The organism is Vibrio sp. 10N.286.51.E5 (genome assembly GCF_041469125.1).
Lineage (GTDB): Bacteria > Pseudomonadota > Gammaproteobacteria > Enterobacterales > Vibrionaceae > Vibrio > Vibrio crassostreae_C.
In genome coordinates, this window is the sequence record NZ_JBFRJZ010000031.1 from 24,822 (window position 1) to 51,820 (window position 26,999).

At 44.1% G+C, this 26,999-nt stretch carries 24 protein-coding genes; 12 read left to right on the forward strand and 12 right to left on the reverse strand.

Annotation, left to right across the window (positions count from 1 at the left end; translation table 11 throughout):
• Positions 1-324: 324 nt before the first annotated feature.
• Complete coding sequence (adk, locus tag AB4161_RS12270) at positions 325-969, forward strand: adenylate kinase (RefSeq protein ID WP_048660860.1); 645 nt, start codon at positions 325-327, stop codon at positions 967-969.
• 279 nt (positions 970-1,248) lie between these two features.
• Entirely contained in the window at positions 1,249-2,211 is a 963-nt protein-coding gene (gene hemH / locus AB4161_RS12275) for a ferrochelatase (RefSeq protein ID WP_137001204.1), read from the forward strand.
• A 90-nt stretch (positions 2,212-2,301) separates the two neighbouring features.
• Here the strand turns inward: hemH and AB4161_RS12280 are convergent, their stop codons facing one another.
• Positions 2,302-3,687, reverse strand: a complete 1,386-nt coding sequence (locus tag AB4161_RS12280) for a peptide MFS transporter (RefSeq protein WP_102393253.1) — start codon at positions 3,685-3,687, stop codon at positions 2,302-2,304.
• 501 nt (positions 3,688-4,188) lie between these two features.
• Between AB4161_RS12280 and rfaH the strand changes: the two genes are divergently transcribed.
• Positions 4,189-4,695: a transcription/translation regulatory transformer protein RfaH gene (gene rfaH / locus AB4161_RS12285; protein ID WP_372083396.1), complete on the forward strand. Its 507-nt coding sequence runs from the start codon at positions 4,189-4,191 to the stop codon at positions 4,693-4,695.
• 78 nt (positions 4,696-4,773) lie between these two features.
• Here the strand turns inward: rfaH and asnB are convergent, their stop codons facing one another.
• The 4 genes from asnB to nagA all read right to left on the reverse strand — a co-directional run bounded on the left by asnB (position 4,774) and on the right by nagA (position 10,703).
• Positions 4,774-6,444 carry an asparagine synthase B gene (gene asnB / locus AB4161_RS12290; protein WP_017062196.1) on the reverse strand — a complete coding sequence of 557 codons (1,671 nt, stop codon included), beginning with the start codon at positions 6,442-6,444 and terminating at the stop codon, positions 4,774-4,776.
• Between the two features lie 235 nt (positions 6,445-6,679).
• The gene (locus tag AB4161_RS12295; RefSeq protein WP_017062195.1) at positions 6,680-8,266 is read right to left on the reverse strand and encodes a cation:proton antiporter family protein; all 1,587 of its coding nucleotides are present in this window, start codon (positions 8,264-8,266) and stop codon (positions 6,680-6,682) included.
• A gap of 83 nt (positions 8,267-8,349) precedes the next feature.
• The gene (locus AB4161_RS12300; RefSeq protein WP_017062194.1) at positions 8,350-9,564 is read right to left on the reverse strand and encodes an ROK family protein; all 1,215 of its coding nucleotides are present in this window, start codon (positions 9,562-9,564) and stop codon (positions 8,350-8,352) included.
• Positions 9,565-9,566: 2 nt separating this feature from the next.
• Positions 9,567-10,703 (reverse strand): N-acetylglucosamine-6-phosphate deacetylase, encoded by a 1,137-nt coding sequence (nagA, locus tag AB4161_RS12305; protein WP_017062193.1) that lies wholly within the window; start codon positions 10,701-10,703, stop codon positions 9,567-9,569.
• Between the two features lie 475 nt (positions 10,704-11,178).
• Here nagA and nagE point away from each other — a divergent pair, with 475 nt between their 5' ends.
• Both nagE and glnS read left to right on the forward strand, forming a co-directional pair.
• Positions 11,179-12,729, forward strand: a complete 1,551-nt coding sequence (gene nagE / locus AB4161_RS12310) for an N-acetylglucosamine-specific PTS transporter subunit IIBC (protein ID WP_032545860.1) — start codon at positions 11,179-11,181, stop codon at positions 12,727-12,729.
• Between the two features lie 299 nt (positions 12,730-13,028).
• Positions 13,029-14,696, forward strand: coding sequence for a glutamine--tRNA ligase (gene glnS / locus AB4161_RS12315; protein ID WP_017063407.1), 1,668 nt, complete (start codon positions 13,029-13,031; stop codon positions 14,694-14,696).
• 132 nt (positions 14,697-14,828) lie between these two features.
• On the opposite strand, the gene AB4161_RS12320 is transcribed toward glnS, so the two are convergent.
• Both AB4161_RS12320 and fcrX read right to left on the reverse strand, forming a co-directional pair.
• Positions 14,829-15,446 carry a prepilin-type N-terminal cleavage/methylation domain-containing protein gene (locus tag AB4161_RS12320; RefSeq protein WP_032547229.1) on the reverse strand — a complete coding sequence of 206 codons (618 nt, stop codon included), beginning with the start codon at positions 15,444-15,446 and terminating at the stop codon, positions 14,829-14,831.
• A gap of 57 nt (positions 15,447-15,503) precedes the next feature.
• On the reverse strand, positions 15,504-15,950 hold the full coding sequence (gene fcrX / locus AB4161_RS12325) for a ferric iron uptake transcriptional regulator FcrX (protein ID WP_017061956.1): 447 nt from the start codon (positions 15,948-15,950) through the stop codon (positions 15,504-15,506).
• 207 nt (positions 15,951-16,157) lie between these two features.
• On the opposite strand from fcrX, the gene AB4161_RS12330 reads away from it, so the two are divergent.
• Positions 16,158-16,664 (forward strand): DUF4442 domain-containing protein, encoded by a 507-nt coding sequence (locus AB4161_RS12330; RefSeq protein ID WP_017061955.1) that lies wholly within the window; start codon positions 16,158-16,160, stop codon positions 16,662-16,664.
• 96 nt (positions 16,665-16,760) lie between these two features.
• On the opposite strand, the gene fldA is transcribed toward AB4161_RS12330, so the two are convergent.
• The 3 genes from fldA to AB4161_RS12345 form a co-directional block, all read right to left on the reverse strand.
• On the reverse strand, positions 16,761-17,294 hold the full coding sequence (gene fldA / locus AB4161_RS12335) for a flavodoxin FldA (RefSeq protein ID WP_010436745.1): 534 nt from the start codon (positions 17,292-17,294) through the stop codon (positions 16,761-16,763).
• A gap of 58 nt (positions 17,295-17,352) precedes the next feature.
• Positions 17,353-17,571 (reverse strand): DUF2788 domain-containing protein, encoded by a 219-nt coding sequence (locus AB4161_RS12340; protein ID WP_004737900.1) that lies wholly within the window; start codon positions 17,569-17,571, stop codon positions 17,353-17,355.
• A gap of 108 nt (positions 17,572-17,679) precedes the next feature.
• Positions 17,680-18,441 carry an alpha/beta fold hydrolase gene (locus AB4161_RS12345; RefSeq protein ID WP_017061954.1) on the reverse strand — a complete coding sequence of 254 codons (762 nt, stop codon included), beginning with the start codon at positions 18,439-18,441 and terminating at the stop codon, positions 17,680-17,682.
• A gap of 93 nt (positions 18,442-18,534) precedes the next feature.
• On the opposite strand from AB4161_RS12345, the gene seqA reads away from it, so the two are divergent.
• Both seqA and pgm read left to right on the forward strand, forming a co-directional pair.
• A complete protein-coding gene (gene seqA, locus AB4161_RS12350) occupies positions 18,535-19,074 on the forward strand; it encodes a replication initiation negative regulator SeqA (protein ID WP_017061953.1) in 540 nt (179 codons plus the stop codon).
• 92 nt (positions 19,075-19,166) lie between these two features.
• Positions 19,167-20,813, forward strand: a complete 1,647-nt coding sequence (gene pgm / locus AB4161_RS12355; protein ID WP_061034159.1) for a phosphoglucomutase (alpha-D-glucose-1,6-bisphosphate-dependent) — start codon at positions 19,167-19,169, stop codon at positions 20,811-20,813.
• Between the two features lie 122 nt (positions 20,814-20,935).
• On the opposite strand, the gene AB4161_RS12360 is transcribed toward pgm, so the two are convergent.
• Positions 20,936-21,694 (reverse strand): DUF1853 family protein, encoded by a 759-nt coding sequence (locus AB4161_RS12360; RefSeq protein ID WP_017061951.1) that lies wholly within the window; start codon positions 21,692-21,694, stop codon positions 20,936-20,938.
• Between the two features lie 90 nt (positions 21,695-21,784).
• Between AB4161_RS12360 and AB4161_RS12365 the strand changes: the two genes are divergently transcribed.
• Positions 21,785-22,543, forward strand: coding sequence for a Nif3-like dinuclear metal center hexameric protein (locus AB4161_RS12365; RefSeq protein WP_372083397.1), 759 nt, complete (start codon positions 21,785-21,787; stop codon positions 22,541-22,543).
• Positions 22,544-22,791: 248 nt separating this feature from the next.
• Here AB4161_RS12365 and AB4161_RS12370 read toward each other — a convergent pair whose 3' ends face one another.
• Positions 22,792-24,081 (reverse strand): citrate synthase, encoded by a 1,290-nt coding sequence (locus AB4161_RS12370; RefSeq protein ID WP_017061949.1) that lies wholly within the window; start codon positions 24,079-24,081, stop codon positions 22,792-22,794.
• Between the two features lie 417 nt (positions 24,082-24,498).
• Here AB4161_RS12370 and sdhC point away from each other — a divergent pair, with 417 nt between their 5' ends.
• Genes sdhC through sdhA form a run of 3 tightly spaced genes read left to right on the forward strand, consistent with a single transcriptional unit; the run spans position 24,499 to position 26,999 of the window.
• On the forward strand, positions 24,499-24,891 hold the full coding sequence (sdhC, locus tag AB4161_RS12375; RefSeq protein ID WP_017061948.1) for a succinate dehydrogenase cytochrome b556 subunit: 393 nt from the start codon (positions 24,499-24,501) through the stop codon (positions 24,889-24,891).
• Positions 24,885-25,232 (forward strand): succinate dehydrogenase, hydrophobic membrane anchor protein, encoded by a 348-nt coding sequence (gene sdhD, locus AB4161_RS12380; protein WP_010436768.1) that lies wholly within the window; start codon positions 24,885-24,887, stop codon positions 25,230-25,232. Before sdhC ends, sdhD begins: the two co-directional genes overlap by 7 nt.
• Positions 25,233-26,999: a succinate dehydrogenase flavoprotein subunit gene (sdhA, locus tag AB4161_RS12385; protein WP_048606450.1), complete on the forward strand. Its 1,767-nt coding sequence runs from the start codon at positions 25,233-25,235 to the stop codon at positions 26,997-26,999.

The window sequence follows — 26,999 nt, forward strand, 5'->3', positions numbered from 1 at the left end:
GAACGTCGTTGAAAATTGACCTAACGTGGTCGACGTCACCGTTATCGTCACAACAAATGTTGTCGATGCATTCTTTAGTCGTAAATTCAGCCAAATTGAATATTAATGTGATAGAATGCTCGACCTAATCAGCTGGGGCTAGGAAGCTACTATCTCCAGTTGTATGATTTTTAAACGTTATACCGAAACTTACCGTTTTGCTTCTGTTCACAGTTTTGCTTAGCCTCAATGGTTACTTAACGCTTTCTGTTCATCCTAAAAATGAGCAAGAATGGAGGGATAGTGAGCTTCGGTATAAATCATAATTTTATAAGAGGATTAAACATGCGCATCATTCTTCTAGGTGCTCCTGGCGCGGGTAAAGGTACTCAAGCTAACTTCATCATGAACAAATTTGGTATCCCTCAAATTTCAACTGGTGACATGCTACGTGCTGCTATCAAAGCGGGTACTGAGCTTGGTAAGCAAGCAAAATCAGTAATCGACGCTGGTCAGCTAGTTTCTGATGAAATTATCCTTGGTCTTATCAAAGAGCGTATCGCTCAAGATGACTGTGAGAAAGGTTTCCTACTAGACGGTTTCCCACGCACAATCCCACAAGCTGATGGCCTAAAAGAAATGGGCATCGCTGTTGATTACGTTGTTGAATTCGACGTAGCTGACGATGTGATTGTTGAGCGTATGGCTGGTCGTCGTGCTCACCTTCCTTCAGGCCGTACATATCACACTGTGTACAACCCGCCTAAAGAAGAAGGTAAAGATGACGTAACTGGCGAAGAGCTAGTTGTACGTGATGACGACAAAGAAGAAACAGTTCGTGCACGTCTAGGTGTATACCACGATCAAACAGCTCCGCTAATCTCTTACTACGGTAAAGAAGCTGAAGCAGGCAACACTCAGTACCTTAAGTTTGACGGTACTAAGCAAGTTGCTGAAGTTAGTGCAGAACTTGAGAAAGCACTAGCATAATTGGCTAACAGCCAGTTTTAGAATTTGATATATTGGAAGCGACCTTAAGGGTCGCTTTTTTTGTTTCAATTTTTAGTACGATACCAATCTAGATAATTCGATTACACATCGTTCAAGACGAAACCGTTTTTGATGAAGGTGGCTCACAATCGAAAGTAGATGTTGTGATATCCCGTTTAAAGAATGATTATTCAGACATTTAGTGGGAAGCAATGATCTTAAACTTATGCAGATTAGTATATTACTTTCCAGAAAATCACATATTGGTCTCAGGTATCTATGGAAAATAATAAAAAGCAGGGCGTTTTACTGGTGAATTTAGGTACGCCAGATTCTGCGACCCCCGCTGGCGTTCGTCGATTTTTGAGTGAGTTCTTGCACGACAAGCGAGTAGTAAACCTAACTCGTTGGCTTTGGTGTCCTATTCTGCATGGGGTGATTCTTCCTATTCGTTCACCTAAGGTTGCGAAGCTATATCAGTCGGTTTGGATGGATGATGGATCACCTTTGCTCGTTTACTCGCAGAGACAAGCGGAAAAGCTAGAGAAAAAATTAGAGATGCCGGTTGCATTGGGAATGACCTATGGTAACCCAAGCCTTAAGACGGGTATCGAACAACTGATGGAGCAGGGCGTTGAAGACGTTATTGTATTGCCTTTGTACCCTCAGTACTCAGGTACAACGACAGCGGCTGTTTCTGATGGCTTAACCAAAGCTTTTAAGCAGATGCCTGTCATCCCAAGCTATCGCTTTATTCGCGATTACTATTCACACCCGAGCTATGCCAAAGCACTGGCTGAAAGCGTTCGCAGTCATTGGGATCAAAATGGCAGAGCTGATCACTTGGTTTGTTCGTTCCACGGCATTCCGAAGCGCTTAGCTGATGAAGGCGATATCTATCCACAGCACTGTGAAGCAACGACAAAACTGCTTGCAGCAGAGCTAGGTTTATCTGAAGAAGACATCACCATGACCTACCAATCTCGATTTGGTCGAGAGGAGTGGTTGAAGCCATACACTGATGAGACGCTTGAATCACTGCCAAACAAAGGCATCAAGAAGATCGATATCATGGCGCCTGCATTCTCGGTGGATTGCTTGGAAACATTGGAAGAGATTTCAGACCAGTGTAAAGAGACTTTCATCGAAGCTGGTGGCTCAGACTTTAGCTACATTATGTGTCTGAACGACAGAGACTCACACATCGACATGATGGCTGAACTAGTGGCGCTTCATCGCTAACTGATATGGCGATTGAATAGATAACAAAAGGGCTGCTCATTGAGCAGCCCTTTTTGATCTTGATGTTTCTTCTTGAAATCGATCTAGCTATTAAGCGACCGAAGTTTCTGCTTTTGGTTCTGCTTCAAGCGTCATGTTGGTTTCTACACCGTGCATCCATGATACAAGCTTACCAGCACAAAGCAGCAGTAATATGGCACTCACCGTTGCTGTGATAGCAATACCACTGAAGATTGACATAGCACCAAGCTCACCAACGTGAGAACCGACCAGGCCTGCCACGTAGTTTGCCACCGCATTGAAGCCAAACCATGCACCCATCATCAATGATGCTAGGCGAAGCGGAGCTAACTTAGTGACCAACGACAGGCCAATAGGCGATAGACAAAGCTCACCAAGGGTATGGAAGAAGAAAGCACCGACTAGCCATAGCATTGATGTTTTCACGGTTAGGTCACCGCCTTGCTCCATTACCGCGCCCATCATGCACACAAAGCCCAGTGCTAAGAAGAACAATGCCATTGCAAACTTAACAGGAGAGTTGGGTTCACGCTTACCCAGTTTCACCCAGAACGCAGCAATGATTGGAGCAAGTGTAATGATGAAGAATGGGTTCAAAGATTGGAACCACGCAGCAGGAACTTCAAAGCCACCAATCATACGGTCAGTATATTGTTGAGTGTAGATGTTCATTAGGCCGCCAGCTTGTTCAAAGCCCGCCCAGAAAACAATCACGAACAGACCCATGATAAGAATCACTTTTAGTCTGTCGAACTCTTCTTTGGTCAGTGGCGCTTTTTCTTTAGATTTGTTTAGTGCTTTCGCTCTTGCAGCAGCAGGTACAGAACCGATGTTGCCCAACCAAGACTGAGCCATTGTCACTTGCATGATCAAGCTAATAACCATACCAATACCAGCGGCTAGGAAACCTGCTTTCCAACCGAATGAATCGACAGCAGCACCTGAAATTAAGCCACCAAGCAGCGCACCTAAGTTGATGCCCATGTAGAAAATGGTGAAAGCACCGTCACGGCGGTTATCGCCTTCTTGGTACAGATCGCCAACCATGGTTGAGATGTTCGGCTTAAACATACCGTTACCACTGATTAGCAGAGCTAAACCAAGGTACAGCGCGTTCACTTGGTCTAAACCGATGAAGCCGTTAGGTAGAGCCATTGTAAATTGGCCAAGTGCCATCAATACACCGCCAATCATAATTGATTTACGCTGACCTAGGTAGTTATCGGCAATCCAGCCACCAATTAATGGTGTGATGTAGACTAAGCCGGTGTAAATACCGTAGAGATCGAGTGCGTCTTTCGTTGACCAACCCAGTCCACCGTTGAGGGTAGTGTCAGTCAAAAATAAGACAAGGATGGCACGCATCGCATAGTAAGAGAAACGTTCCCATAGCTCTGTGCTAAAAAGTAGAAATAGGCCTCTAGGGTGGCCAAAGATGTTGTGGTTGCTTGGCATAAGTTTTACTAATTTTAGGTATTAAAAGATTTTATAGTCATTCATGTATACACAGTGGGATAAAAGTCTGCAATAGACTTATTTTATGGTCACGACAACTTGGTTTAACTAAGATGTTGATATTAAATATCTTTATTTTTAATGTTGCCCATTTTAGATGTGCTGCAAACTAATTTTCCAGATTTGAGTTGGTTGGTTAATAACCTTCATTAAAGTTGTGTTGAATTAAAATCTTTAGATATATTGCTCTGGTGTATCATTTTGAGTTTTAAGGGAGTGGCATGCGCATTAGGTGGGGCATACATATGCTTACAACAATGAGTCTTTTGATCTCTAAATGATCTCTGTACAATGCTTAACCACTCCGACACCTATAACTTTTTGTTGATAAATTGGTCTGCTACGCATTATTTTTCGTTAGCAACGATTCATTTTATTAATGGTGATTTAACCGTTTTAGGCATGTGGTAAAATATCTAAAAATATAAAATGGCTAGTCAAATGAAACGTTGGTATTTGCTTTACTGTAAGCGTGGTGATCAAAAACGCGCTCAGCAGCACTTAGAGAATCAGGGGGTAGAGTGCTTTTACCCTCAAATAGAAGTCGAAAAGGTGGTGAGAGGGAAAGAAAAGCAGGTCAAAGAACCGCTGTTTCCGTCTTACATCTTTGTTCGCTTCGACTATGAGCAAGGTCCTAGCTTCACGACCGTTCGTTCAACACGTGGCGTTGTGGACTTTATTAAGTTCGGTTCACTGCCGCACGAGGTCCAAGGAGACTTGGTGTTTGAACTTAAAGAGTTTGAGAAGTGCTGCAGTAACGAAGTGGAAGATTGTTGTGTTGAGTTTGAATCTGGACAGGTAGTTAAGATTCAGAGTGGCCAATTTGCTGGGGTTGAAGCTATTTTCGATCAGAAAGACGGTGAGGCTCGATCGATTATGCTGGTGAAAATGATCAGCCAAGTCATTCCAATCAGTATTGAGAACGAAGCACTACAAGCTCGCGCATAACTGCAGTAATAAAAATAGGCTTAAAACAAAAGGCGCATAATGCGCCTTTTTTAGTCTTTAGGATTTGTTCAAAACGCTCTAAGCGTTGTAAGCATCGTTGTGAACGGCTTGTACTGCACGGCCTGATGGGTCGACACAGTTTTTGAATGACTCATCCCACTCAATCGCTTTCGCTGATGAACAAGCAACTGAAGGACCACCAGGTACACACTCTGCCGCAGATTCTAGAGGGAATAGCTCCTCAAAGATTTCACGGTAAGCATAACCTTCTTTGGTTGTTGGCGTGTTGTAAGGGAAACGGAACTTAGCAGCTTCCATTTGTTGATCCGTTACTTTTGCTTCAGCCGTTGCTTTCAATGTATCAATCCAATCGTAGCCAACACCATCAGAGAACTGCTCTTTTTGACGCCATGCGATTGAATCTGGTAGGTAGTCTTCAAAACACTCACGCAGGATGTGTTTCTCCATCTTACCGTTACCGCACATCTTATCTTCAGGGTTCAGACGCATTGCGACATCGATGAACTCTTTATCCAAGAATGGTACACGGCCTTCAACACCCCATGCCGCTAGCGATTTGTTTGCACGAGCACAGTCGAACATGCTTAGAGCAAGCAGTTTACGTACTGTCTCTTCGTGGAACTCTTTCGCGTTTGGCGCTTTATGGAAGTACAGGTAACCACCAAAGATTTCATCAGCACCTTCACCTGAAAGTACCATCTTGATGCCCATCGCTTTGATCTTACGAGCCAGCAAGTACATTGGCGTTGATGCACGAATCGTCGTTACATCGTAAGTTTCGATATGGTAGATAACGTCACGGATTGCGTCTAGGCCTTCCTGAATAGTGTAAGTCATCTCATGGTGCACAGTTCCGATCTTGTCCGCAACTTCACGAGCAGCGATAAGGTCTGGTGCGCCTTCAAGACCAACAGCGAACGAGTGCAGTTGTGGCCACCAAGCTTCAGATTGCTCATCATCTTCGATACGCATTGCCGCAAAGCGTTTTGCAACTGCTGAAGTAATTGATGAATCCAGGCCACCAGATAGAAGTACACCGTAAGGAACGTCAGTCATTAGTTGACGTTTAACGGCTGCTTCTAGCGCTTCAGTCAGTTCTTCTTTGCTTGTGCTGTTGCCTTGTACCGCAGCGTACTCGTTCCAATCGCGGATGTAGTAGCGTTGAGGTTCAGCATCTTTCGAAGAGTAGAAGCTACCTGGAGGGAATTCACTGATCGTCTTACATACTTCAACCAATGCTTTCATCTCTGAAGCCACGTAGTAGTTGCCGTGCTCATCGTAACCTTGGTAAAGCGGGATGATACCAATATGGTCGCGGCCCACTAGGTACTCGTCTTTCTCTTCGTCGTATAAAACGAATGCGAAAATACCGTTAAGCTCTTCTAGAAGGTCTGCACCCATCTCTTGGTATAGCGCTAGGATAACTTCACAGTCAGAATCAGTCTGGAACTGGTACTTATCTTCATAGCGTGCACGAAGTTCTTTGTGGTTATAAATTTCACCGTTTACTGCAAGAATGTGCTTTTTGTCTTGACTGTATAGTGGTTGAGCACCACTGTTCAAGCCAACAATAGCAAGACGTTCATGAGCAAGGATTGCTTTTTCACCAGCATAGATACCAGACCAGTCTGGACCACGGTGACGAAGCTTCTTAGACATTTCTAAAGCAATAGGGCGAAGTGCTGCGGCATCACTTTTAATGTCGAGAATGCCAAATACTGAACACATAGAACTTCCTTTTAAATAATTTCCAAATCAACTGCATTCAATTTGCCATTCTGGCTAAAAAAAGCAACCGGATGTGAGCAAAAAAATAATATAAAGGGTGTTCTGTTAGAAATTATCTAATTTTTATGTGCTTTTGGTGTGTGATGTTTAATTGCGGTTGGTTTTTTAAACAAAAACCTCTCAAAAGTGCGAAAAATAGGCAGTTTTGAGAGGTTTAGTTGAACACTGTCTAATACTAGATTTTATTGATATTTGGATTTAACTGTTCGCAAACGTGGCGAGCAAAACCACTACCAGCCTCGCTGTAAATGTTAAATGCCGCATCAACGCCATTCTCTTTCAGTGTTTCGAGTTGATCGGGATATTCAGCAATAGCCGCAATTTGGCCTTTAAAGTTACGTGACTTTAATTGTTCTAAAGCGGTTTGATTACCTTGGTGGTGAGGCATTGCCAAAATCACCAGCTTTACGTTTGCTGTATCTAGAATTCGCTCCCAGAAATCTGGGTCAGTCGCGTCGCCAGAAATCACGTTTCTGCCTTGGCTTCTGTGGTTGTGCGCGGCTTCTTCACGCACTTCTACACCTAGGCTGACCTTGCCATAGCGAGTACGTAATTCGTCATAAGCACCGGTACCAATTCGGCCCATACCTAGAATAAGCACTTGGGCACGACCAGGGTCAATTCGCTTATCACGTCGGTGAAGCTTTTCTGACGCATGCTCTTTTAGCCATTTACCTGACTGCTGATAAAGCTTATGACCAGCTCGGTTTAAAGGAGCAGCGATTAGAAAAGACAGTGAAACTGCAATGGCAACGGCAACTAAGATATCACCCGACATCCACCCCATCTTGAAGGCGAGACCACCAACGATGAGGCCAAACTCGCTATAGTTAAACAGTGATAGCGAGGCAAGTAGAGACGTTCGAACACGGAACTTGAAGCGGTTGAGTACCAAGAAGTAGAGAACACCTTTCACAGGCAGCATCAGCAAGAACAAGATTGCGAGCATAAAGCCTTGAATGGTTGGTTGCTCTGACAGACCAATATTCAAGAAGAAACAGACAAGGAAAAGTTCTTTAAGGTTAAACAGCGACTTTGATAATTCTGAGGCTTTTGGGTGACCAGCAAGTAACATACCTAGAACAAGAGCCCCCAAATCTGGTTTCACACCAACCAAATGGAATAAACCAGCACCGACGACTAATGCGAAGAAGATGCCGGAAAGAACCAGCATCTCACCGTGACCAACCCAATCGAGCACTTTGTAGAACAGTGGGCGTAATAAGGGTAGGGCAAACAGAGCAATTGCATACCACTCAGGTATTTTGCCCGTAGAAGCCGTTAAGAATACTACGGCGAAGATATCCTGCATGACCAAGATACCAATCGCTAACGTTCCGTAGGTCGCATTCATTTCGCCTTTCTCTTGCAGAGTCTTAACCGCAAATACAGTACTAGAGAATGAAAGAGCAAAACCGAGCAGAACGATCTGTTCTACCGACATGGCAGCTAGCGATGAAATACCTAAGAACTTAAAGCCAAACAGGGCGACGGCGAAAAACAGAGTGGACAAAAGGTTGTGGATTGTCGCGCCAGCCCAGATCTCTTTAGAGAGTAGGGTTTTGATATCGAGCTTTAAGCCGATAGTAAATAGAAGCAGCGTGACACCAAGGTCAGCTAAAGTAATGATGGTGTCATTGGTTTCAAAGCCAAAGGCAAAAAGCCCAAAGCCTGCAACCAAAAAACCAACTAATGGGGGAAGGTGACACTTTAAAGCAATAAATCCTGCGATAAACGCAGTGGATATTAATATAAGTTCCATAACTTGTTGTTGTAGTTCCCTAGCTTAAAAAAACGGGCCGTGTTTATACAAACACGGCCCGCGGAAAATCAGAATTGTTTTCTCTAGTCTTCGAGAAGCTTCTGCAGTAACACGCCGTTAAGCATGGCGCGCTTAATCATAGCAAAAGCTCCCATCGTAGGATGTTTATCGATCTGTGATGCTACAATAGGCAAGCCGCTATGGAAAGTCGTTAACGACTGATTCTCTACATTGCGCTTAATTGCAGGAAAAACAATCTCTTGTGCCTTGGTAATATCACCAGCAATGATAACTTTTTGAGGGTTAAATAAGTTAATCGTCATCGCGATAGCCTTACCTAACTGGTTTCCTACTCGAACTAAGCTTTGCTTGGCTAGCTCATCACCATTAATCGCGTGGTCACAAACGTCTTGAATCGTAATATGCTCAAGCTCTGTTAAAGAAGACTCATAGCCTTGTTTAATCAGCTTCTGCACGCGTTCAACGATAGCTGGGTTTGCCGCTACTGTTTCAAGACAGCCGAAGTTACCACATTGGCATTGCTCGCCTAGCGGATCAATTTGGATATGACCAATTTCACCCACATTACGGTTATGACCTAGGAAAACCTGACCATTAACGATAATACCTGCACCTGTACCACGGTGAACACTGACCAAAATAGAATCTTGGCTATCTTTACTTGCACCGAAGTAGTGCTCAGCAAGCGCCATTCCACGAACATCGTTACCAACAAAACAAGCAACATGGAATGTATCGCGAATAATGTCGCTTAATGCGAGGTTATCGATGTCGGTATTCGGCATGTACTCAACAACACCGGTCGTTGGGTTAACCAAGCCTGGAAGCGTGACACCAATAGCAATCAGTTGATCGATCTTTGGTTGATGCTCAGCAATGAAAGCTTTGAGGTTATTGACCAAGCCTTGGGTAAGGTCTGATTGGTCTGAATAATTCAGGTCTTGCTGTTGGAAAGCCAATTCACGACCACCAAGGTCATGCAGGCTTATTTGAATGTAGTCTCGACCCAAACGCACAGCAACAGAATGAAAAGGCTCTACTTCTGTGGTTAGGGAGATAGCGCGTCTACCGCCAGTAGACGCTTGCTGCGCAACCTCTTTAATTAGGCCGCGCTCTAAAAGTTGGCGGGTAATTTTTGTAACACTTGCCGGTGCGAGTTGGCTTACATCAGCCACTTGTATACGACTGATAGGCCCCTGTTGGTCTATAAGTCGGTATACCGCCGCACTGTTTAGTTGTTTAACTAAGTCTACGTTACCTATTTGTCCGCCATTCATACTTAATTGTGCTCGTATTGTCCGTTAACAACAGTCGCTTTAACGTTAAAGTCTCGGTCAAATACAGCTAGGTTTGCAACCATGCCTTTTTTGATTCGACCTAGCTTGCTTTCTACACCGATAGCCGTAGCTGGGTATAGCGTAGCCATGCGAAGAGCTTCGTCTAAAGCGATACCAGCGTGCTCAACTGTATTCTGAACTGCTTCAATCATAGTCAGAGCTGAGCCGCCCAGTGTGCCGTTTTCATCAACACACTTACCATCACGGTAATATACTTTCTTACCGACAAAAATAAAGTATTCCATGTCAGCACCTGCAGGAGCTGTGGCATCCGTCACTAATACCAACTTTTCTCCCTTGATTTTATGCGCAATTCTGATGTTTGCGTAATCAACGTGGAAGCCGTCGGCAATAATGCCAGCGTAAACCTCAGGAGTATCGTAAATCGCGCCAACAACGCCAGGCTCACGACCAACCATCGGCGTCATTGCATTGAACAGGTGAGTGGCGAACGTGATACCAGATTCGAAACCTTGACGCGCTTCTGCGTAAGTTGCGTTGGTGTGGCCGATAGAAACGACAACGCCAGCTTTGTGCAGGCGTTCGATGTGTTCAGGGTCGTTAAGCTCTGGAGCCAATGTTACTTTTGCAACAAGGTCACGGTTCTCACAGATAAGCTCAATCATTTCGTTGTCAGATTTACGAATGTGATCGACGCTATGGATGCCTTTTTTCGCAACGTTTAGGTAAGGGCCTTCAAGGTGCAGACCTAAAGATTGGTTTTGGTACTGGTTATGGTATTCACGAGCTGCCGTAATAACCGCACGCATATCTTCGTCTGAAGAGGTGATAAGCGTTGGTAGGAAGCTAGTACAGCCAGATTTCAGGTTTGCTTTGTGCATGATCTGCATGGTTTCTGCAGTGATCTCATCGTTAAGCATTACACCGCCACAACCATTCAGTTGTAGGTCAATGAAACCTGGGCTTAGGTTTGCTCCGTCTAGGTCGCGAAGCTCGATTCCTTCTGGCAATTCAGAGATAGGACAGACTTTTTTGATCAGTTCGTTTTCGATTACAACAGCATGATCGGTTAGAACATCACTACCAGTGTAAATTTTACAGTTACTTAGCGCGTACATAGTCAGCTAATCCTTATTTCGTGAGATCTTTTAAATTCGTTCGTTACCTAAATGCGGACTTAGTTTGCGAGCATCATTTACGTAACGATTTATCTTTTATGGGCAAACGGCTTCAAAATGAGAAGCGATTTAAGTTGTTGAAAAACATATGAACAATTGATTTTTATTATACATTTAGGTCCATCAATAATGATTATTCACGGTGCTCTATAAGCCCGGAGTTACCATCTTTTTGCCTAATGATTAGATTTGGATTTTATCCATAAATGTTCGTTTTTTTTAATGATAAAATAAGTTTTATGATCTCGCTAGCAAAAACCTCTGGATTTGGTAAAAACTGGTGATTAGGATCACAAATGGTAAGGTTTTAATTTGCGGAGCAAAATTAATTGAATACACTGAATAGGACTAAATTGAGCGACTAAAATAAGTTTCTCAAACGAATTCTAAAAAATCCTATAGGGGGAAACAACTGGTGAATATTCTAGGATATGCGCAGAAGCTTGGTAAGGCGTTAATGCTACCAATCGCAACGCTTCCGATTGCGGCATTGCTGCTACGTCTGGGTCAACCAGACTTACTCGATATCGCATTCATGGCATCTGCTGGTAACGCAATCTTCAGTCAACTACCATTATTGTTTGGTTTGGGTATAGCTATTGGTCTTTCTAAAGACGGTAACGGCGCAGCAGGTCTTGCTGGTGCAGTTGCTTACTTTGTTCTGACAGCAACCGCAACAAACATCGATGCTAGTGTAAATATGTCATTCTTCGGCGGTATCTTTGCAGGTATCATCGCAGGTCACTCTTACAATGCATTCCACGCGACTCGTCTTCCAGAGTGGCTAGCATTCTTCTCTGGCAAACGTCTAGTTCCTATTATGGCTGGTCTATTTGCTCTAGTTGCTGGCGCAATCTTTGGTGTTGTATGGCCTGCTGTTCAATCTGGTCTAGATGCACTTGCTCACGCAGTTTCAACGTCTGGCGCTATCGGTCAATTTGTTTACGGTACTCTTAACCGTGCACTTATCCCAGTAGGTCTACACCATGTACTGAACTCGTACTTCTGGTTCGGTATGGGCTCTTGTCAAGAGATCGTAGTTGCTGCAGAAGGCTTCTCTCAACTTTGTGTTGACCCTGCACTAGCTAAAACTTTAGTTGTTGGTCAAGAGTACACATTTGAATTTGCTAACTCAGTTAACCCAGAAATTGTTGCAACTGTTAAAGAAGTAACTGAAACAGTTAAATCTGGCGACCTACACCGTTTCTTCGGCGGCGATAAAGGCGCTGGCGTATTCATGAACGGTTTCTTCCCAGTAATGATGTTCGGTCTACCAGGTGCTGCACTTGCAATGTACCTAGCTGCTCCTGCTGAAAAACGTAGCCAAGTTGGTGGCGCACTATTCTCAGTTGCATTCTGTTCATTCCTAACAGGTATCACAGAGCCGCTAGAATTCATGTTCGTATTCCTAGCTCCTGCTCTATACGCAATGCACGCTGTATTTACAGGTTTGTCTCTAGTAGTTGCTAACATGTTTGGTACTCTGCACGGTTTCGGTTTCTCTGCTGGTCTTATCGACTTCGTATTGAACTGGGGTCTAGCAACTAAACCATTCGTACTACTACTAATCGGTCTTGGCTTCGGTGCTCTATACTTCTTCACTTTCTCTTTCGCAATCCGCGCTTTCAACTTGAAATCGCCAGGTCGTGAAGATGATGACGAAGCTGTTGCAGCTCCTGCTGGCGAAGCACCAAAGGGCGACCTTGCACGTCAATACCTGAAAGCTCTAGGTGGTCACGACAACCTAACTTCAATCGACGCTTGTATCACTCGTCTACGTCTAACTCTTAAAGACCGCTCTGTTGCAGATGAAGTTGTTCTTAAGAAACTTGGTGCTAAAGGTGTGGTTAAACTAGGTGAAAACAACCTACAGGTTATCCTAGGCCCACTAGCTGAAATCGTAGCTGGCGAAATGAAAGCTATTGGTGCAGGCGAAGACCTATCTGATGTAAAACTTCCACAGTAAGGGAAGTACTTAATTAAGACGTAAAGTTACTCTTAAGTAAGTGTCAAATTGAAAGCCTCCCACACGGGAGGCTTTTTTGTGCCTGCAGTTTAAGACCAGCGAACACGGTTCGTTCTATTCTTCATCGAATAGCAGAAATAATCGCAATTAACGGACGGTTCTTATTGTGCAAAGGCTAAGAATTGTGGATGATTAGCAACAATGATCTTTCTATCTTTGACTGGCGCCATAAGCGACCGTTTTCTTGGGGACGAAAGATAACTTTCTCTGACAATACTAAATACATAGAGGTGCTATAGATGAGTGAAGCTGAGGCTCGTCCATCGAATTTCATTCGCCAAATTATTGATAAAGATTTAGCGGATGGTACACACAGTAGCGTGCATACTCGTTTCCCGCCGGAGCCAAATGGCTACCTGCACATTGGTCACGCTAAATCTATTTGCTTGAACTTTGGTATTGCTCAGGACTACCAGGGACAATGTAATCTTCGTTTCGATGATACAAACCCTGAAAAAGAAGACGTTGAATACGTTGAGTCAATTAAGAATGATGTAAGCTGGTTAGGCTTCGAATGGTCTGGTGATATTTGCTACTCATCAAACTACTTCGATACGCTTTACGCTTATGCTGTGGAATTAATTAATAAAGGCTTAGCGTATGTTGACGAGCTAAGTCCTGATCAAATCCGTGAGTACCGTGGCACGCTAAAAGAGCCAGGTAAAGCGAGCCCATACCGTGACCGCAGCCCAGAAGAGAACCTAGCGTTGTTTGAAAAAATGCGTGACGGTGGCTTCGAAGAAGGTAAAGCGTGTCTACGTGCTAAGATCGACATGAGCTCTTCGTTCATGGTTATGCGCGATCCTGTTATCTACCGTGTTCGTTTTGCTCACCACCATCAAACGGCTGACAAGTGGTGCATTTACCCAATGTACGACTTTACTCACTGTATCTCTGATGCGTTGGAAGGTATTACGCACTCTATCTGTACGCTTGAATTCCAAGATAACCGTCGTTTGTACGATTGGGTTCTAGATAACATCACGATTGACTGCCAACCTCGTCAGTACGAGTTTAGCCGCCTGAATCTTGAATATACAGTGATGTCTAAGCGTAAGCTGAACCAACTTGTGGTTGAAAACCTAGTTCAAGGTTGGGATGACCCACGCATGCCTACTATTTCTGGCCTACGTCGTCGTGGTTTTACTTCAAGCTCGATTCGTGAATTCTGTAAGCGTATTGGTGTAACTAAGCAAGAGAACATGATTGAGTTCGGTTCACTTGAATCTTGCATCCGTGATGATCTGAACGAAAATGCACCTCGTGCAATGGCTGTTCTGGATCCAGTTAAGATCGTTATCGAAAACTACGAAGCAGATACAGTAGAAACGTTAACGGTTGCAAATCACCCAAACAAGCCAGAAATGGGCACTCGTGAAGTACCATTTACACGCGAAGTTTGGATCGAACGTGACGACTTCCGTGAAGAAGCAAACAAAAAGTACAAGCGTTTGGTTCTAGGTAAAGAAGTTCGCCTGCGTGGTGCTTACGTGATCAAAGCTGAACGTATCGAAAAAGATGCAGAAGGCAACATTACGACTATCTTCTGTTCTTACGACAATGAAACATTGGGTAAGAACCCTGCAGATGGCCGCAAAGTGAAAGGCGTTATCCACTGGGTATCTGCTGATAAAGCACTGCCTGCTGAGATTCGTTTGTACGATCGTCTATTCACAGTGCCAAACCCAGCCGCTGCTGATGACTTCGCTGCAACGCTAAACCCTGAATCTCTTGTTACGCTAAATGGTTTTGTTGAACCTAGCTTAGCAGAAGGTGTGGCAGAGCAAGCGTACCAGTTTGAACGTACAGGTTACTTCTGTGTGGATTCGAAAGACTCTAAAGCAGATGCACTAGTCTTCAACCGCACGGTTGGTCTACGTGACACATGGGGTAAAACTGAAGCTTAATGCTTGAGTATTTAGTTTGTTAAAAACGACCCAATAAAAAACCGGCTTAGAGCCGGTTTTTTTGTGTCTTAAATTTGATTACCAAGGTGTTTCTAGTGACCAACTAGCGTTTTAAGCACTAGAGCCAGAGTTTTAGGGATTATTAGGGTCTTGTTGGGTTACTTCACCCGTGCGTGAGTTGTACCAGAAAACATAACCTGCATTACCAGGATCGCTGTCGAAATCGACTCCAGTGTAGATGAAGTAGCAAAGCGCGAGTTTGTTTTGAGGAGTACCGTCTTTGGCAACAAAACTATGGTTTTGACGGCGGGTAATAAAATCAAAATTGTTGGACTGGTTCGGGTCTGTAGTAGCGGTCAGGTCGGTTGTCATAATGGCATTCCATATTGACACACACCCTTGGTCACCTTGACCTATGTTGTAAGGCTGCCCCATAGGGTTGCCTTTATCGACGCCGAGTGGATAGCCGACGTCATTTATGTCCAATTGAGCATTGCCGTCTCCGTCTTCCCCAAAACCTGGCATGTCATTCATTTCAGCGTTGCCGCCGCCGCTGACCAGCCATTTACTGTGAGCAAACGTGATCGCAGTTTGAAATTGAGATTGAGCAGCGTCAAACAGAGCGATACGGCCATCGGTTTGAATGTTAAGAAAACGGGGAAGGGCAACAATAGCAAGCACTGCAATAATCACTACAACAACCAACATCTCAATTAAAGTAAAAGCCTTAACTAGCGGGATTCTTTTCATGGATACTTTATGATGCCCTATATAAAAAACGCCGGCCTAAGCCAGCGTTCTGTATTACTACTTCGCTTTATGCGCGTCTGGATTGCCTTTGCAATCTCCGTTAATGCTTTTGCCGTACAAGTACAAACTGTGGTTTGTTAGTTGCACGTTGTAACGCTGAGCAATCTCTTTCTGTCTTTCTTCGATGATGTCATCAGAGAATTCGATCACTTCGCCACAATCTAAACATACAAGGTGGTCGTGGTGGTGCTGTGTAGAAAGTTCAAATACAGACTTGCCGCCTTCGAAGTGGTGACGAGTTACAATGCCAGCGTCATCGAATTGGTTAAGTACTCGATAAACGGTTGCAAGACCGATTTCTTCACCTAGGTCGATCAGCTTCTTATATAAATCTTCAGCACTAATATGTTGGCAGTCTGGCTGTTGTAATACTTCTAAAATTTTGAGCCGTGGAAGGGTCACTTTAAGACCTGCATCTTTTAGCGCTTGATTATTGTCTGACATATACTTTCCTGTTGATGATCTGCAGCAATTAACAGAATTCAATATTAATACCATTATAGTTTAGTCAGGCATAACAATAAACCACGAACTTCAAAGGGTTACTTACTGACATCACAATCTGTTTTGTAAATTGGAAGTATCTCACTTATAGTGGAGGTACGACCAGTCAAGGTGACGGTGTTTCTGATATGAACATGGAATGTTGTTATGAATAAGCAACTCGCAAAAATATATAAACCCAACATTGTAAAATTTGCTCTTAATATTTGGCCTCCCTTTTGGGGAGCGGGTATTCGAATAGCCCACATTAGCACTGACTTTAGGGTTGTTAAGACAGTACTTAAGCTACGCTGGTGGAATAAGAACGCCAATCGTACTCAATATGGCGGCAGTATCTTTTCTCTTACCGATCCCGTTTACTCATTGATGTTAATGGGAATTTTAGGTGAACGATATTATGTTTGGGATAAAGAAGCGAGCATTAACTTCATCAAGCCGGGGCAATCGGACTTGTATGCAGATTTTGAGATAAGGCAAGGGCAGCTTGACGATATCTATCGTCAGACGCAACTCGGTGAAAAGTGCTTCCCCGAATTTATTATTCACGTGAAAGATAAGCAGGGTAATGTGGTTTCAGAAATTCAACGCACCCTCTATGTAAGAAAGAAGCCGCAATTTAGAGATGATGATGAAGCATTAGAGGCTGAGTGCTAATTAATAGATTTTAAATAGCAAAAAACCTCCTATAAGGAGGTTTTTTCATATCTACATAATGGTTATTAACTGTAACAATTAACAACCACTAGAGAATTAGTCTTCTAGCTCTGCTAGGCACATCTCTTCGTGGATTTGTTTAACCCAGTTAGATACGCGCTCATCAGTTAGCTCAGGTTGACGGTCTTCATCGATACATAGACCAACGAATTGGCTGTCATCGCCTTCAACTAAACCTTTCGATGCTTCGAATTCGTAGCCTTCAGTTGATGTGTGACCTAGGATAGTACCGCCTTTCGCTTCAACGATGTCACGGATAGTACCCATAGCATCACAGAAGTATTCTGCGTAATCTTCTTGGTCGCCACAACCAAAGATAGCAACAAGCTTAGTTGAGAAATCAATAGCTTCTAGCTCTGGGAAAAAGTCATCCCAATCACATTGTGCTTCGCCGTAGTACCACGTAGGGATACCAAGCAGCAGTAGATCGAAGTTATCGATATCTTCTTTGCTGCTTTTTGCAATGTCTTGAACGTGAACGAGCTGTTTGCTCAATTGCTTTTGAATCATCTTAGCAACAGCTTCAGTGTTACCTGTATCGCTACCAAAGAAGAGACCTACACTTGCCATAGAATCATTACCTTTCATTTTGTCTGTTGTCGGTGTAATAAAGTTCGGAAGAGAATCGTTAGATCCCAGTTCCTTCCCAGCTTAGTTGGATTATCCCTTTGGCGATAAAACCCGCACAGCCAAGGAAAAGTACTAACCATACGATGCGACGACCAAATGGAGGAACATTTCCCTGCTTGAGAACGTCCTTAATTGCCATACCGATTAAAAAGAAAATCGCGGCAAACAGGAGATCTAAACCAACAGATTCGATGATGTTCATGTAGTCGTAAAGCATGGGAACCTTATATACCAATTTTGCTTGGGCGCACTATATCACTGTTGTGAGATAAAGTTAATCTGCAGTAATTACACAGCTCTCATTTATCTGCACGAAAAAGCGCAGTTAAGCGATGAATTTTCTAATTGCTCTAAGTACTTCTGCTGGTTTTTCAGCATGCAGCCAGTGACCTGTGTTGGCAATGACATGCGCTTTTGCGTTAGAAAATTGCTGCTGAACGGCTGCTTGATGTTCTGCGGTGAGGTAATCTGAATCCCCACCTTTAATGAGCAAGGTTTTGACCGAGGTTTTCTCGATCGGTTCCCAACCAATAATATGTGGGTAGTTGCTCAATAACGAAGCAACATTGAAGCGCCATTCCATGATGCCTTGCTCTGTTTTGAACAAAGATTTGGTTAAAAACTGGCGAACGCCATCGATCTCGATATGTTTTGCGAGAACCTTGAGTGCATCTGAGCGTGAAGTCGGCTCTTCTTCTATCACGGCTTGCAGGCCTGCGAATACGTTGTCGTGGCGACTCTGAGTGTACGCGACCGGAGCCATATCCAAGACAATCAATTTATGCAGCGCAAGATGTTGTGTCAGTGCCATCGCTACTTTGCCACCCATCGAGTGACCAATCACAGTGACGTCTTCTGACTTAAGATCATGCAGCAGTTGAGCCACGTCTTGTGCCATCGCTTGATAGTTATGAGTGTCACTATGGAAGGATTGACCGTGGTTGCGGAGATCGATACTAAGTACCTGATGATCGGCTTTTAGATCCCTAGCGAGCAAGCCAAGGTTGTCCAGATTACCGAATAATCCATGGATCAAAACAATGGTGTGACCCTCACCTTCAATTTTATAGTTGAGCTGTACTGACATTTTTATCTTATTCATGGTGGGTTTGACGTAGAGTATCCGCGCGGATCTCGCTATAATCCCCCAGAGTTTAAACATTGAGATTGTGAAAAGCGAATGAAAACAATTGAGGTTGATGAGGACCTATACCGTTTTATTGCGGGTCAGACAGAACGTATTGGCGAAAGCGCTTCAGATATTCTGCGCCGCTTGTTACAGGTTGATAGCCAAGGCATGGCTCCGATCGAAGAGATCGTTGAGCCAAAAGGTATCGTTGTTAGCAAAGAGGTAGGCTTTACTCCAGAGAAGTTCGATGGCGTTAAAGAAATGCGCTCACTACTAATATCAGATGAGTTTGCATCACTAAAGAAAGCCATTGATCGTTTCATGCTTGTGTTATCAACACTGCATAAAATCGACCCTTTAAGCTTTTCAGAAGCAACTCAAGTAAAAGGCCGTAAGCGCGTTTACTTTGCAGATAACGAAGCGACGTTGCTAGCAAACGGCAACACGACTAAGCCTAAAGCTATTCCACAAAGTCCTTTTTGGGTTATTACTAATAACAATACAAGCCGAAAAAGACAGATGGTTGAGCAGCTTATGAGCCGCATGAATTTCCAAGCAGAATTGATAGAAAAAGTAACAGGTTCAATTTAACGAAATCTGATTTAAACCTCATAATATCCATGGATAAGAAGATATTATGAGGTTTTTTTGTTTTAAAATTTTATATATAAGGATGTCGAAAAATGGCTATGCACCCTCGTGCTGGGCAGAAAGCTCAGCAGGAAGATCTTCATAATATCCCGGCTTTAGTTGCTAACTATTTCTTACAGCAACCGGATGCTACGAACCCAGATCATAAAGTACTTTTCGGTACTTCAGGTCACCGCGGTACAGCAGACAAATCAACATTTAACGAAAACCACATTCTAGCAATTGCACAAGCGGTTGCTGAAGTTCGTGCCGAGCAAGGTACAACTGGCCCTCTTTTCTTAGGTAAAGATACTCACGCTCTATCTGAGCCTGCGTTCTCTACGGTTATCGAAGTGCTTGTAGCGAACGGTGTTGAAGTTATTATTCAAGAAAACAACGGCTTTACTCCAACACCTGGTATCTCGCACGCGATTCTTACGCACAACCTAGTGAATGACAAAAAAGCCGACGGCATTGTTATCACGCCTTCACATAACCCACCTCAAGACGGCGGTATTAAATACAACCCGACACACGGTGGCCCAGCTGAAGCTGAACTGACTCAAGCGATTGAAGACCGTGCGAACGTGATCATTGCTGAGCAAATGCAAGGTGTTAAGCGTACGCCTATCGCACAGGCTAAACAGTCTGAGCTAGTAAAAGAAGTTGACCTAGTCGCGCCATACGTCGCTGATTTGGTTAACGTCGTGGATATGGAAGCGATCCAGAAAGCAAACATCAAGATTGGTGTTGATCCACTGGGTGGCAGCGGTATTGATTACTGGCGTCAAATTGGTAAAGCGTACAATCTAGATCTTACTCTGGTAAGTGAAGCGGTTGACCCTTCATTCCAATTCATGTCTCTAGATAAAGATGGCGTAGTTCGTATGGACTGTTCTTCTCCATACGCAATGGCAGGTTTGCTTGCACTTAAAGATGAATACGCACTAGCGTTTGGTAACGACCCTGATTACGATCGCCACGGCATTGTTACGCCTAAAGGCCTAATGAACCCAAACCACTTCCTAGCGGTTTGTATCGATTACCTATACCGTAACCGTGAAGGTTGGGGTAAAGAGGTTGCTGTTGGTAAAACTTTGGTATCAAGCGCATTGATCGACCGTGTAGTAGCAGACTTAGGTCGTGAACTTTGTGAAGTGCCAGTTGGTTTCAAATGGTTCGTTGATGGCCTTTACAACGGTCAGTTTGGTTTTGGTGGTGAAGAGAGTGCAGGTGCATCTTTCTTACGTAAAGACGGTACGCCTTGGTCAACAGATAAAGATGGTCTAATTCTTTGCCTACTTGCGGCTGAGATCACAGCCGTTACAGGTAAGAACCCACAAGAGTACTACGAAGAGCTGGCTGCTAAACACGGTGAATCTAAGTACAACCGTATTCAAGCGGTAGCAAATGGCGCACAAAAAGACGTGCTGAAGAAACTATCTCCAGAGATGGTTTCTGCTGAGACGTTGGCTGGTGATGCAATTACTGCACGCTTAACACACGCTCCAGGTAACGGTGCTGCGATTGGTGGCTTGAAAGTGACAACTGAGAACGGCTGGTTTGCTGCGCGTCCATCAGGCACTGAAGACATCTACAAGATCTACTGTGAAAGCTTTAAGGGTGAAGAGCACCTGAAAGCAATCGAAGCAGAAGCTCAAGAGATTGTTAACCAAGTATTTGCAGCCGCTGGCCTATAATCGAATCTCGATTACTAGAGTTGCTAAGTAAATAGAAGAAGGGTTGATGTGAAAGCATCAACCCTTTTTGTTTGTGTTAGTTACGTATAAGCGGGAAAAGGTAACTGAGTTAGCTCAGACGACTAACCGTGTGGCCAACTTTGTGGCATCACAAACCAGAATTGCCCCGACTTTGTTTGCCCATGGACGAAGCGATCACCGAACTCGGTGATCGGCTGACTGCTGAAATCATCCGTCCCTGCTGCCCATTGCTCTTTGGTGAGTGGATACAGTGGTTCACTGATTAAATGAGCCTGATCTTGATAGCACCAAAAGCCGTTTACTTGGCTTGGGTTAATGTCATAGCCCAAGCATTTTGTCGGTATGTTTTGCTCTAAGAAAGGGTTGGTATATAGACGACCTTGCATCAGTAAGTGTTTTGAGTCGACATCGATTTCTGGATATTGCTCAACAAAGGCGGCAGAAGAGGACATTTCGAGTTGGTGGCTGAGCATCCTGTCGAGTTTCTTATCCAATTGGTCGTGAGAGTTGGGTCCAAACCATGTTTGTTCGTGGAGCAGATAAAACTTAATCGCCACTTCCCAATGTTCCAGCTTTTGGCTGCTCTCCTCTTTAAGAATAAAGTCGATTGCACCGAGAGTTCTGCCTTCCACATTGATCTGAATCTCGTCGTGCTTTATCGAGTAATTCGGTGAGGCAGCGATCACTTGCTCGCATAGATATTGGTAGAGGAAACCTAATCTAGGATTACCCTCATAAGTATGTGATGAGTCGATGGCATGGTTGCTAGAGAATGCACTGAGATCCGAAACCGGTGGCTTGATTTCTAGTAATGGCGGTGAGTCGATGACCCATTGGTAAAAACGTTGCAGTGCTGTCATCTCTTCCTCATAAACTCATCGTGGGGCTTTCGACATTCTACCCGTAAATTGATATAACGACGTTATTATAAAGGTAAGCTGGAAAGAAAAATGATTAACTTACAATTAGAAAAGCTACTTAACGAAAAACTGCAGCCACAGCAGATTAAAGATTACTGTCCTAATGGTCTTCAAGTTGAAGGCGCGACAGAAGTGAAGCGAATCGTTACTGGTGTAACAGCTTCTCAAGCCTTGATTGATAAAGCGGTAGAACTGAACGCAGACGCTTTGTTAGTCCATCACGGCTTTTTCTGGAAAGGCGAGTCAGAAGCGATTCGTGGCATGAAGGGCAAGCGCATTCGTACCTTGATTAAAAATGACATCAATCTTTTAGGTTATCACTTGCCGCTTGATATCCACCCTGAGCTTGGTAATAACGCGAAACTGGCGGAGTTACTTGAGATAGAAGTCGAAGGCGGTTTGGAAGGGCACCCACAATCGGTTGCTATGTTTGGTAAATTAAAAACACCAATGACAGGTACTGAATTCGCAGCAAAAATCGATCAAGCTCTAAATCGTAAACCACTGCATATCGCTCCAGAAAACCAAGACAAAATGATAACGACCGTCGGTTGGTGTACTGGTGGTGGTCAAGACTACATTGAGCTAGCGGCTTTTCAAGGCATTGATGCTTTTATTTCTGGTGAAATTTCTGAGCGCACTACTTACTCAGCACGCGAGCAAGACATTCATTATTTTGCTGCTGGCCACCACGCGACTGAGCGATACGGTGTAAAAGCGTTAGGTGAATGGTTAGCGGAAGAACATGGCTTGGATGTTGAGTTTATTGATATCGATAACCCAGTTTAAGAGCAGATGCGAGATAAGGGGTACGAGTCGAGTGTATGCGTCGTTCTCTAGAATTGAGCAGGTAACCTGTATAGTTTATCTGCTCGCTTAAGGAGATCCCCAACTCATTCGTCCCTCGTTCTTGGGGATGACGATATTATTTTATTCGTTCACTTCGCATTCTTGAGGATGACGAAGTTGAGAGCGTACAAAAGAAAAGGGGTTGATGTTCTCACATCAACCCCTTTTAACATTATGATTTATAGCAACTATTCACGTTCGTGAAGTGCTTTAAAGTCACGTTGTTCTTCACCAGTATATAGCTGACGAGGACGACCGATACGGTTCGTCGGATCGCTGTGCATTTCGTTCCAGTGAGCAATCCAACCGATGGTACGAGACATCGCGAAGATTACTGTAAACATAGATACTGGAATACCGATTGCTTTCAGAATGATACCTGAGTAGAAATCTACGTTCGGGTATAGCTTCTTAGAAACAAAGTACTCATCAGAAAGAGCGATACGCTCAAGTTCCATCGCCACGTCTAGTAGTGGATCTTGGATGTTTAGCTCTTTAAGCACTTCGTGACACGCTTCGCGCATTACTGTTGCACGTGGGTCGTAGTTCTTGTAAACACGGTGACCGAAGCCCATCAAACGGAATGGGTCATCTTTGTCTTTTGCTTTCGCAACGTATTCTTCAATGTTATCTACGCTACCGATCTCTTCAAGCATGCGCAGACAAGCTTCGTTTGCACCGCCGTGAGCTGGGCCCCAAAGTGATGCGATACCTGCTGCGATACACGCAAACGGGTTAGCACCAGATGAACCAGCAAGACGCACTGTAGACGTAGAAGCGTTCTGTTCGTGGTCAGCATGTAGAGTGAAAATCTTATCCATTGCACGAGCAACGATAGGGTTCACTTCATACTCTTCACATGGGTTTGCAAACATCATGTGTAAGAAGTTTTCTGCGTAGCCTAGGTCGTTACGTGGGTAGATAAACGGCTGACCGATTGAATATTTGTAACACATTGCAGCCAGTGTTGGCATTTTTGAAATCAGGCGGTATGCCGCAATTTCACGGTGTGTATCGTTGTTGACATCAAGTGAGTCGTGGTAGAACGCCGCTAGAGCGCCTACAACACCACACATTACAGCCATAGGGTGAGCGTCACGACGGAAGCCGTGGAAGAAACTAGCGATTTGCTCGTGCACCATAGTGTGACGTGTCACGGTAGTCTTGAACTTTTCGTACTCAGCTCGAGATGGGGCTTCACCGTAAAGAAGTATGTAACATACTTCTAAGTAATCAGCGTTATTGGCAAGTTGGTCGATTGGATAACCACGATGTAAAAGAATGCCTTTTCCACCGTCAATAAAAGTGATTTGAGACTCACAGGATGCAGTGGCAAGAAAACCAGGGTCAAAAGTGAAAAAACCATTAGAACCTAGTGTACGAACATCGATCACTGGAGTACCAAGTACACCTTCTGTAATCGGCAGCTCGATTGGCGCTTGACCTTCAATGTGAAGGGTAGCTTTCTTATCCGCCATAACAATCTCCTTTGTTTATTATTTAATCCGTCCAGGATGTTTATGTGCCATTTTTTTACTGGTCTTACGTGGGAAAGTCAATTTTTCTGAAGCTTTGTGTGCACTTGTTAGTGTTTTTTACATTAAATTCGTTAAAAATCTGGTCTGTGTAGCATTATTTGTTACATCAATTGTATTAGAATGTTGCCAGTCGTATAGTGACGCTGAAAAGTTTGGTTAAAACCTTATAAATGCAAGGCTAAGAAGAAATGTGAGGTGTCTTTCTTAATCGAGCAGTTAACAATTATTTTACAATTATCTAAGGCTCAACTTCAGTTATTTGTTAAGTTAATGTTAAATTTTGAAGGTTTACAATCAAATTTTGTCCATAACAATATCATAAGGTTATTTAATGACCATAATGCTCAATGGAGCTGAGTGAGCAAGCCCGTGAAAGAAAGAAAGACAAGACCTGTTAATTTAGATTTACAGACCATCCACTTTCCAATCACAGCAATAGCTTCCATCCTACACCGTGTGTCTGGGGTGATAACTTTTGTCGCGATTGGAATTCTGCTTTGGTTACTATCCATTTCCCTCTCATCCCCAGTAGGCTTTGCCGAAGCTAGCGACATTGTCGATGGTTTCTTCGTGAAGTTTATTCTGTGGGGCATTTTAACCGCTTTGGCTTACCACATTGCTGGTGGTATTCGTCACCTTCTTATGGACCTTGGTCACTTTGAAGAGCTGGAATCTGGCGCTAAGAGCGCTAAGGTTGCATTCGCAGCAACAGCGGTATTGTCTCTACTAGCGGGGATCTTAGTATGGTAAACAACGTTTCTACTTTTGGTCGTAATGGTGTCCACGATTATCTATTGATTCGTGCAACTGCCATCATTATGACGCTTTACACTATCTACCTAGTTAGCTTCTGTGCTTTCTCTGGTGATATCTCTTACGCATCTTGGACGCAATTCTTTGGTGGAACCTTCACTAAAGTCTTCACCATGTTAGCGCTTACTTCTGTTTTGGTTCACGCGTGGATCGGCCTATGGCAAGTACTAACTGACTACATCAAATGCGCAAAACTGCGTGTTGGTCTTCAAGTCGGTGTTGTTGCAGTTCTTCTTGGATATTTCTTCTCTGGTCTGTTTATTTTGTGGGGTGCGTAAGTGACTATTCCTGTTCGTGAGTTTGATGCCGTAGTTATCGGCGCTGGTGGTGCAGGTATGCGTGCCGCACTGCAAATTTCTGAGCAAGGCCTTTCTTGTGCATTGCTTTCTAAAGTTTTCCCTACTCGTTCTCATACGGTTTCAGCGCAAGGCGGCATCACTGTTGCTCTTGGTAACGCGCATGAAGACCATTGGGAACAACATATGTATGACACAGTAAAAGGTTCTGATTACATCGGTGACCAAGACGCTATCGAATACATGTGTAAAAACGGTCCTGAGTCGGTAATCGAACTCGAAAAAATGGGCCTACCTTTCTCTCGTTTTGAGAACGGTACTATTTACCAGCGTCCTTTCGGTGGTCAATCTAAAAACTTTGGTGGTGAGCAAGCGGCTCGTACCGCAGCTGCAGCCGACCGTACTGGTCACGCTCTGCTTCACACGCTTTACCAACAAAACATTAAACACAAAACGACTGTTTTCTCTGAGTGGTATGCACTGGATCTTGTTAAGAACGAAGATGGTGCAATCTTAGGTACTACTGCGCTTTGCATGGAAACCGGTGAGGTTTGCTACTTCAAAGCGAAGGCAACAATCCTTGCTACCGGAGGTGCTGGTCGTATCTACGCATCAACAACCAATGCACATATTAATACTGGTGACGGTGTTGGTATGGCGATTCGTGCTGGCGTTCCTATGCAAGACATCGAAATGTGGCAGTTCCACCCAACGGGTATCGCTGGTGCAGGTGTATTGGTAACGGAAGGTTGTCGTGGTGAAGGTGGTTACCTTCTCAATAAAGACGGCGAACGCTTCATGGAACGTTACGCACCAAACGCTAAAGACTTAGCGGGTCGTGATGTTGTTGCTCGTTCAATGATGGTTGAAATTCGTGAAGGTCGTGGTTGCGATGGCCCTTGGGGTCCACATATTAAGCTTAAGCTTGATCACTTAGGTAAAGAGACGCTTGAATCTCGTCTTCCTGGTGTATGTGAACTTTCTCGTACCTTTGCTCACGTTGATCCAGTGAAAGAGCCAATCCCAGTAATCCCGACATGTCACTACATGATGGGTGGTGTTCCAACACAAGTTTCTGGTCAAGCTATTAAGCAAACCGAAGACGGCAGCGATGTTGAAATCCAAGGTCTATTTGCTTGTGGTGAAATCGCATCAGTATCAGTACATGGTGCCAACCGTCTAGGTGGTAACTCACTGCTTGATTTGGTGGTATTTGGTCGTGCGACAGGTCTACACCTAGGTGAGACACTGAAGAAGCAAGACGAAGCGAAACCTGCAACTGAAGCTGACATTGAGCGTTCACTAGAGCGTTACAACCGTTGGGAAAACAGCACAGACGGCGAAGATCCAGCGCAAATCCGTAAAGATCTTCAGCAATGTATGCAGAACAACTTCTCAGTATTCCGTGAAGGCAAAGCAATGGCTGAAGGCCTAGAAGAGCTAAAAGCGATTCGCGAGCGTCTGAAAAATGCACACCTATCTGATAAGTCTACAGAGTTCAACACTCAACGTATCGAGTGTCTAGAGCTTGAAAACTTGATGGAAACGGCATTCGCAACGGCTGTTGCTGCAAATTTCCGTACAGAGAGCCGTGGCGCACACGCTCGATTCGATTTCCCTGACCGTGATGATGAGCAATGGCTATGCCACTCACTTTACAACCCAGAGTCAGAGAGCATGACTAAGCGTGGTGTAAACATGGAACCTATCCATCGTGAAGCGTTCCCACCAAAAGCACGTACGTACTAA

What these genes read in the sequence shown, in the direction of transcription:
- adk (WP_048660860.1), top strand. Translation starts at nt 325, where the DNA reads ATGCGCATCATTCTTCTAGGTGCTCCTGGCGCGGGTAAAGGTACTCAA.
- hemH (WP_137001204.1), top strand. Translation starts at nt 1,249, where the DNA reads ATGGAAAATAATAAAAAGCAGGGCGTTTTACTGGTGAATTTAGGTACG.
- AB4161_RS12280 (WP_102393253.1), bottom strand. Translation starts at nt 3,687, where the DNA reads ATGCCAAGCAACCACAACATCTTTGGCCACCCTAGAGGCCTATTTCTA.
- rfaH (WP_372083396.1), top strand. Translation starts at nt 4,189, where the DNA reads ATGAAACGTTGGTATTTGCTTTACTGTAAGCGTGGTGATCAAAAACGC.
- asnB (WP_017062196.1), bottom strand. Translation starts at nt 6,444, where the DNA reads ATGTGTTCAGTATTTGGCATTCTCGACATTAAAAGTGATGCCGCAGCA.
- AB4161_RS12295 (WP_017062195.1), bottom strand. Translation starts at nt 8,266, where the DNA reads ATGGAACTTATATTAATATCCACTGCGTTTATCGCAGGATTTATTGCT.
- AB4161_RS12300 (WP_017062194.1), bottom strand. Translation starts at nt 9,564, where the DNA reads ATGAATGGCGGACAAATAGGTAACGTAGACTTAGTTAAACAACTAAAC.
- nagA (WP_017062193.1), bottom strand. Translation starts at nt 10,703, where the DNA reads ATGTACGCGCTAAGTAACTGTAAAATTTACACTGGTAGTGATGTTCTA.
- glnS (WP_017063407.1), top strand. Translation starts at nt 13,029, where the DNA reads ATGAGTGAAGCTGAGGCTCGTCCATCGAATTTCATTCGCCAAATTATT.
- AB4161_RS12320 (WP_032547229.1), bottom strand. Translation starts at nt 15,446, where the DNA reads ATGAAAAGAATCCCGCTAGTTAAGGCTTTTACTTTAATTGAGATGTTG.
- fcrX (WP_017061956.1), bottom strand. Translation starts at nt 15,950, where the DNA reads ATGTCAGACAATAATCAAGCGCTAAAAGATGCAGGTCTTAAAGTGACC.
- AB4161_RS12330 (WP_017061955.1), top strand. Translation starts at nt 16,158, where the DNA reads ATGAATAAGCAACTCGCAAAAATATATAAACCCAACATTGTAAAATTT.
- fldA (WP_010436745.1), bottom strand. Translation starts at nt 17,294, where the DNA reads ATGGCAAGTGTAGGTCTCTTCTTTGGTAGCGATACAGGTAACACTGAA.
- AB4161_RS12340 (WP_004737900.1), bottom strand. Translation starts at nt 17,571, where the DNA reads ATGCTTTACGACTACATGAACATCATCGAATCTGTTGGTTTAGATCTC.
- AB4161_RS12345 (WP_017061954.1), bottom strand. Translation starts at nt 18,441, where the DNA reads ATGTCAGTACAGCTCAACTATAAAATTGAAGGTGAGGGTCACACCATT.
- seqA (WP_017061953.1), top strand. Translation starts at nt 18,535, where the DNA reads ATGAAAACAATTGAGGTTGATGAGGACCTATACCGTTTTATTGCGGGT.
- pgm (WP_061034159.1), top strand. Translation starts at nt 19,167, where the DNA reads ATGGCTATGCACCCTCGTGCTGGGCAGAAAGCTCAGCAGGAAGATCTT.
- AB4161_RS12360 (WP_017061951.1), bottom strand. Translation starts at nt 21,694, where the DNA reads ATGACAGCACTGCAACGTTTTTACCAATGGGTCATCGACTCACCGCCA.
- AB4161_RS12365 (WP_372083397.1), top strand. Translation starts at nt 21,785, where the DNA reads ATGATTAACTTACAATTAGAAAAGCTACTTAACGAAAAACTGCAGCCA.
- AB4161_RS12370 (WP_017061949.1), bottom strand. Translation starts at nt 24,081, where the DNA reads ATGGCGGATAAGAAAGCTACCCTTCACATTGAAGGTCAAGCGCCAATC.
- sdhD (WP_010436768.1), top strand. Translation starts at nt 24,885, where the DNA reads ATGGTAAACAACGTTTCTACTTTTGGTCGTAATGGTGTCCACGATTAT.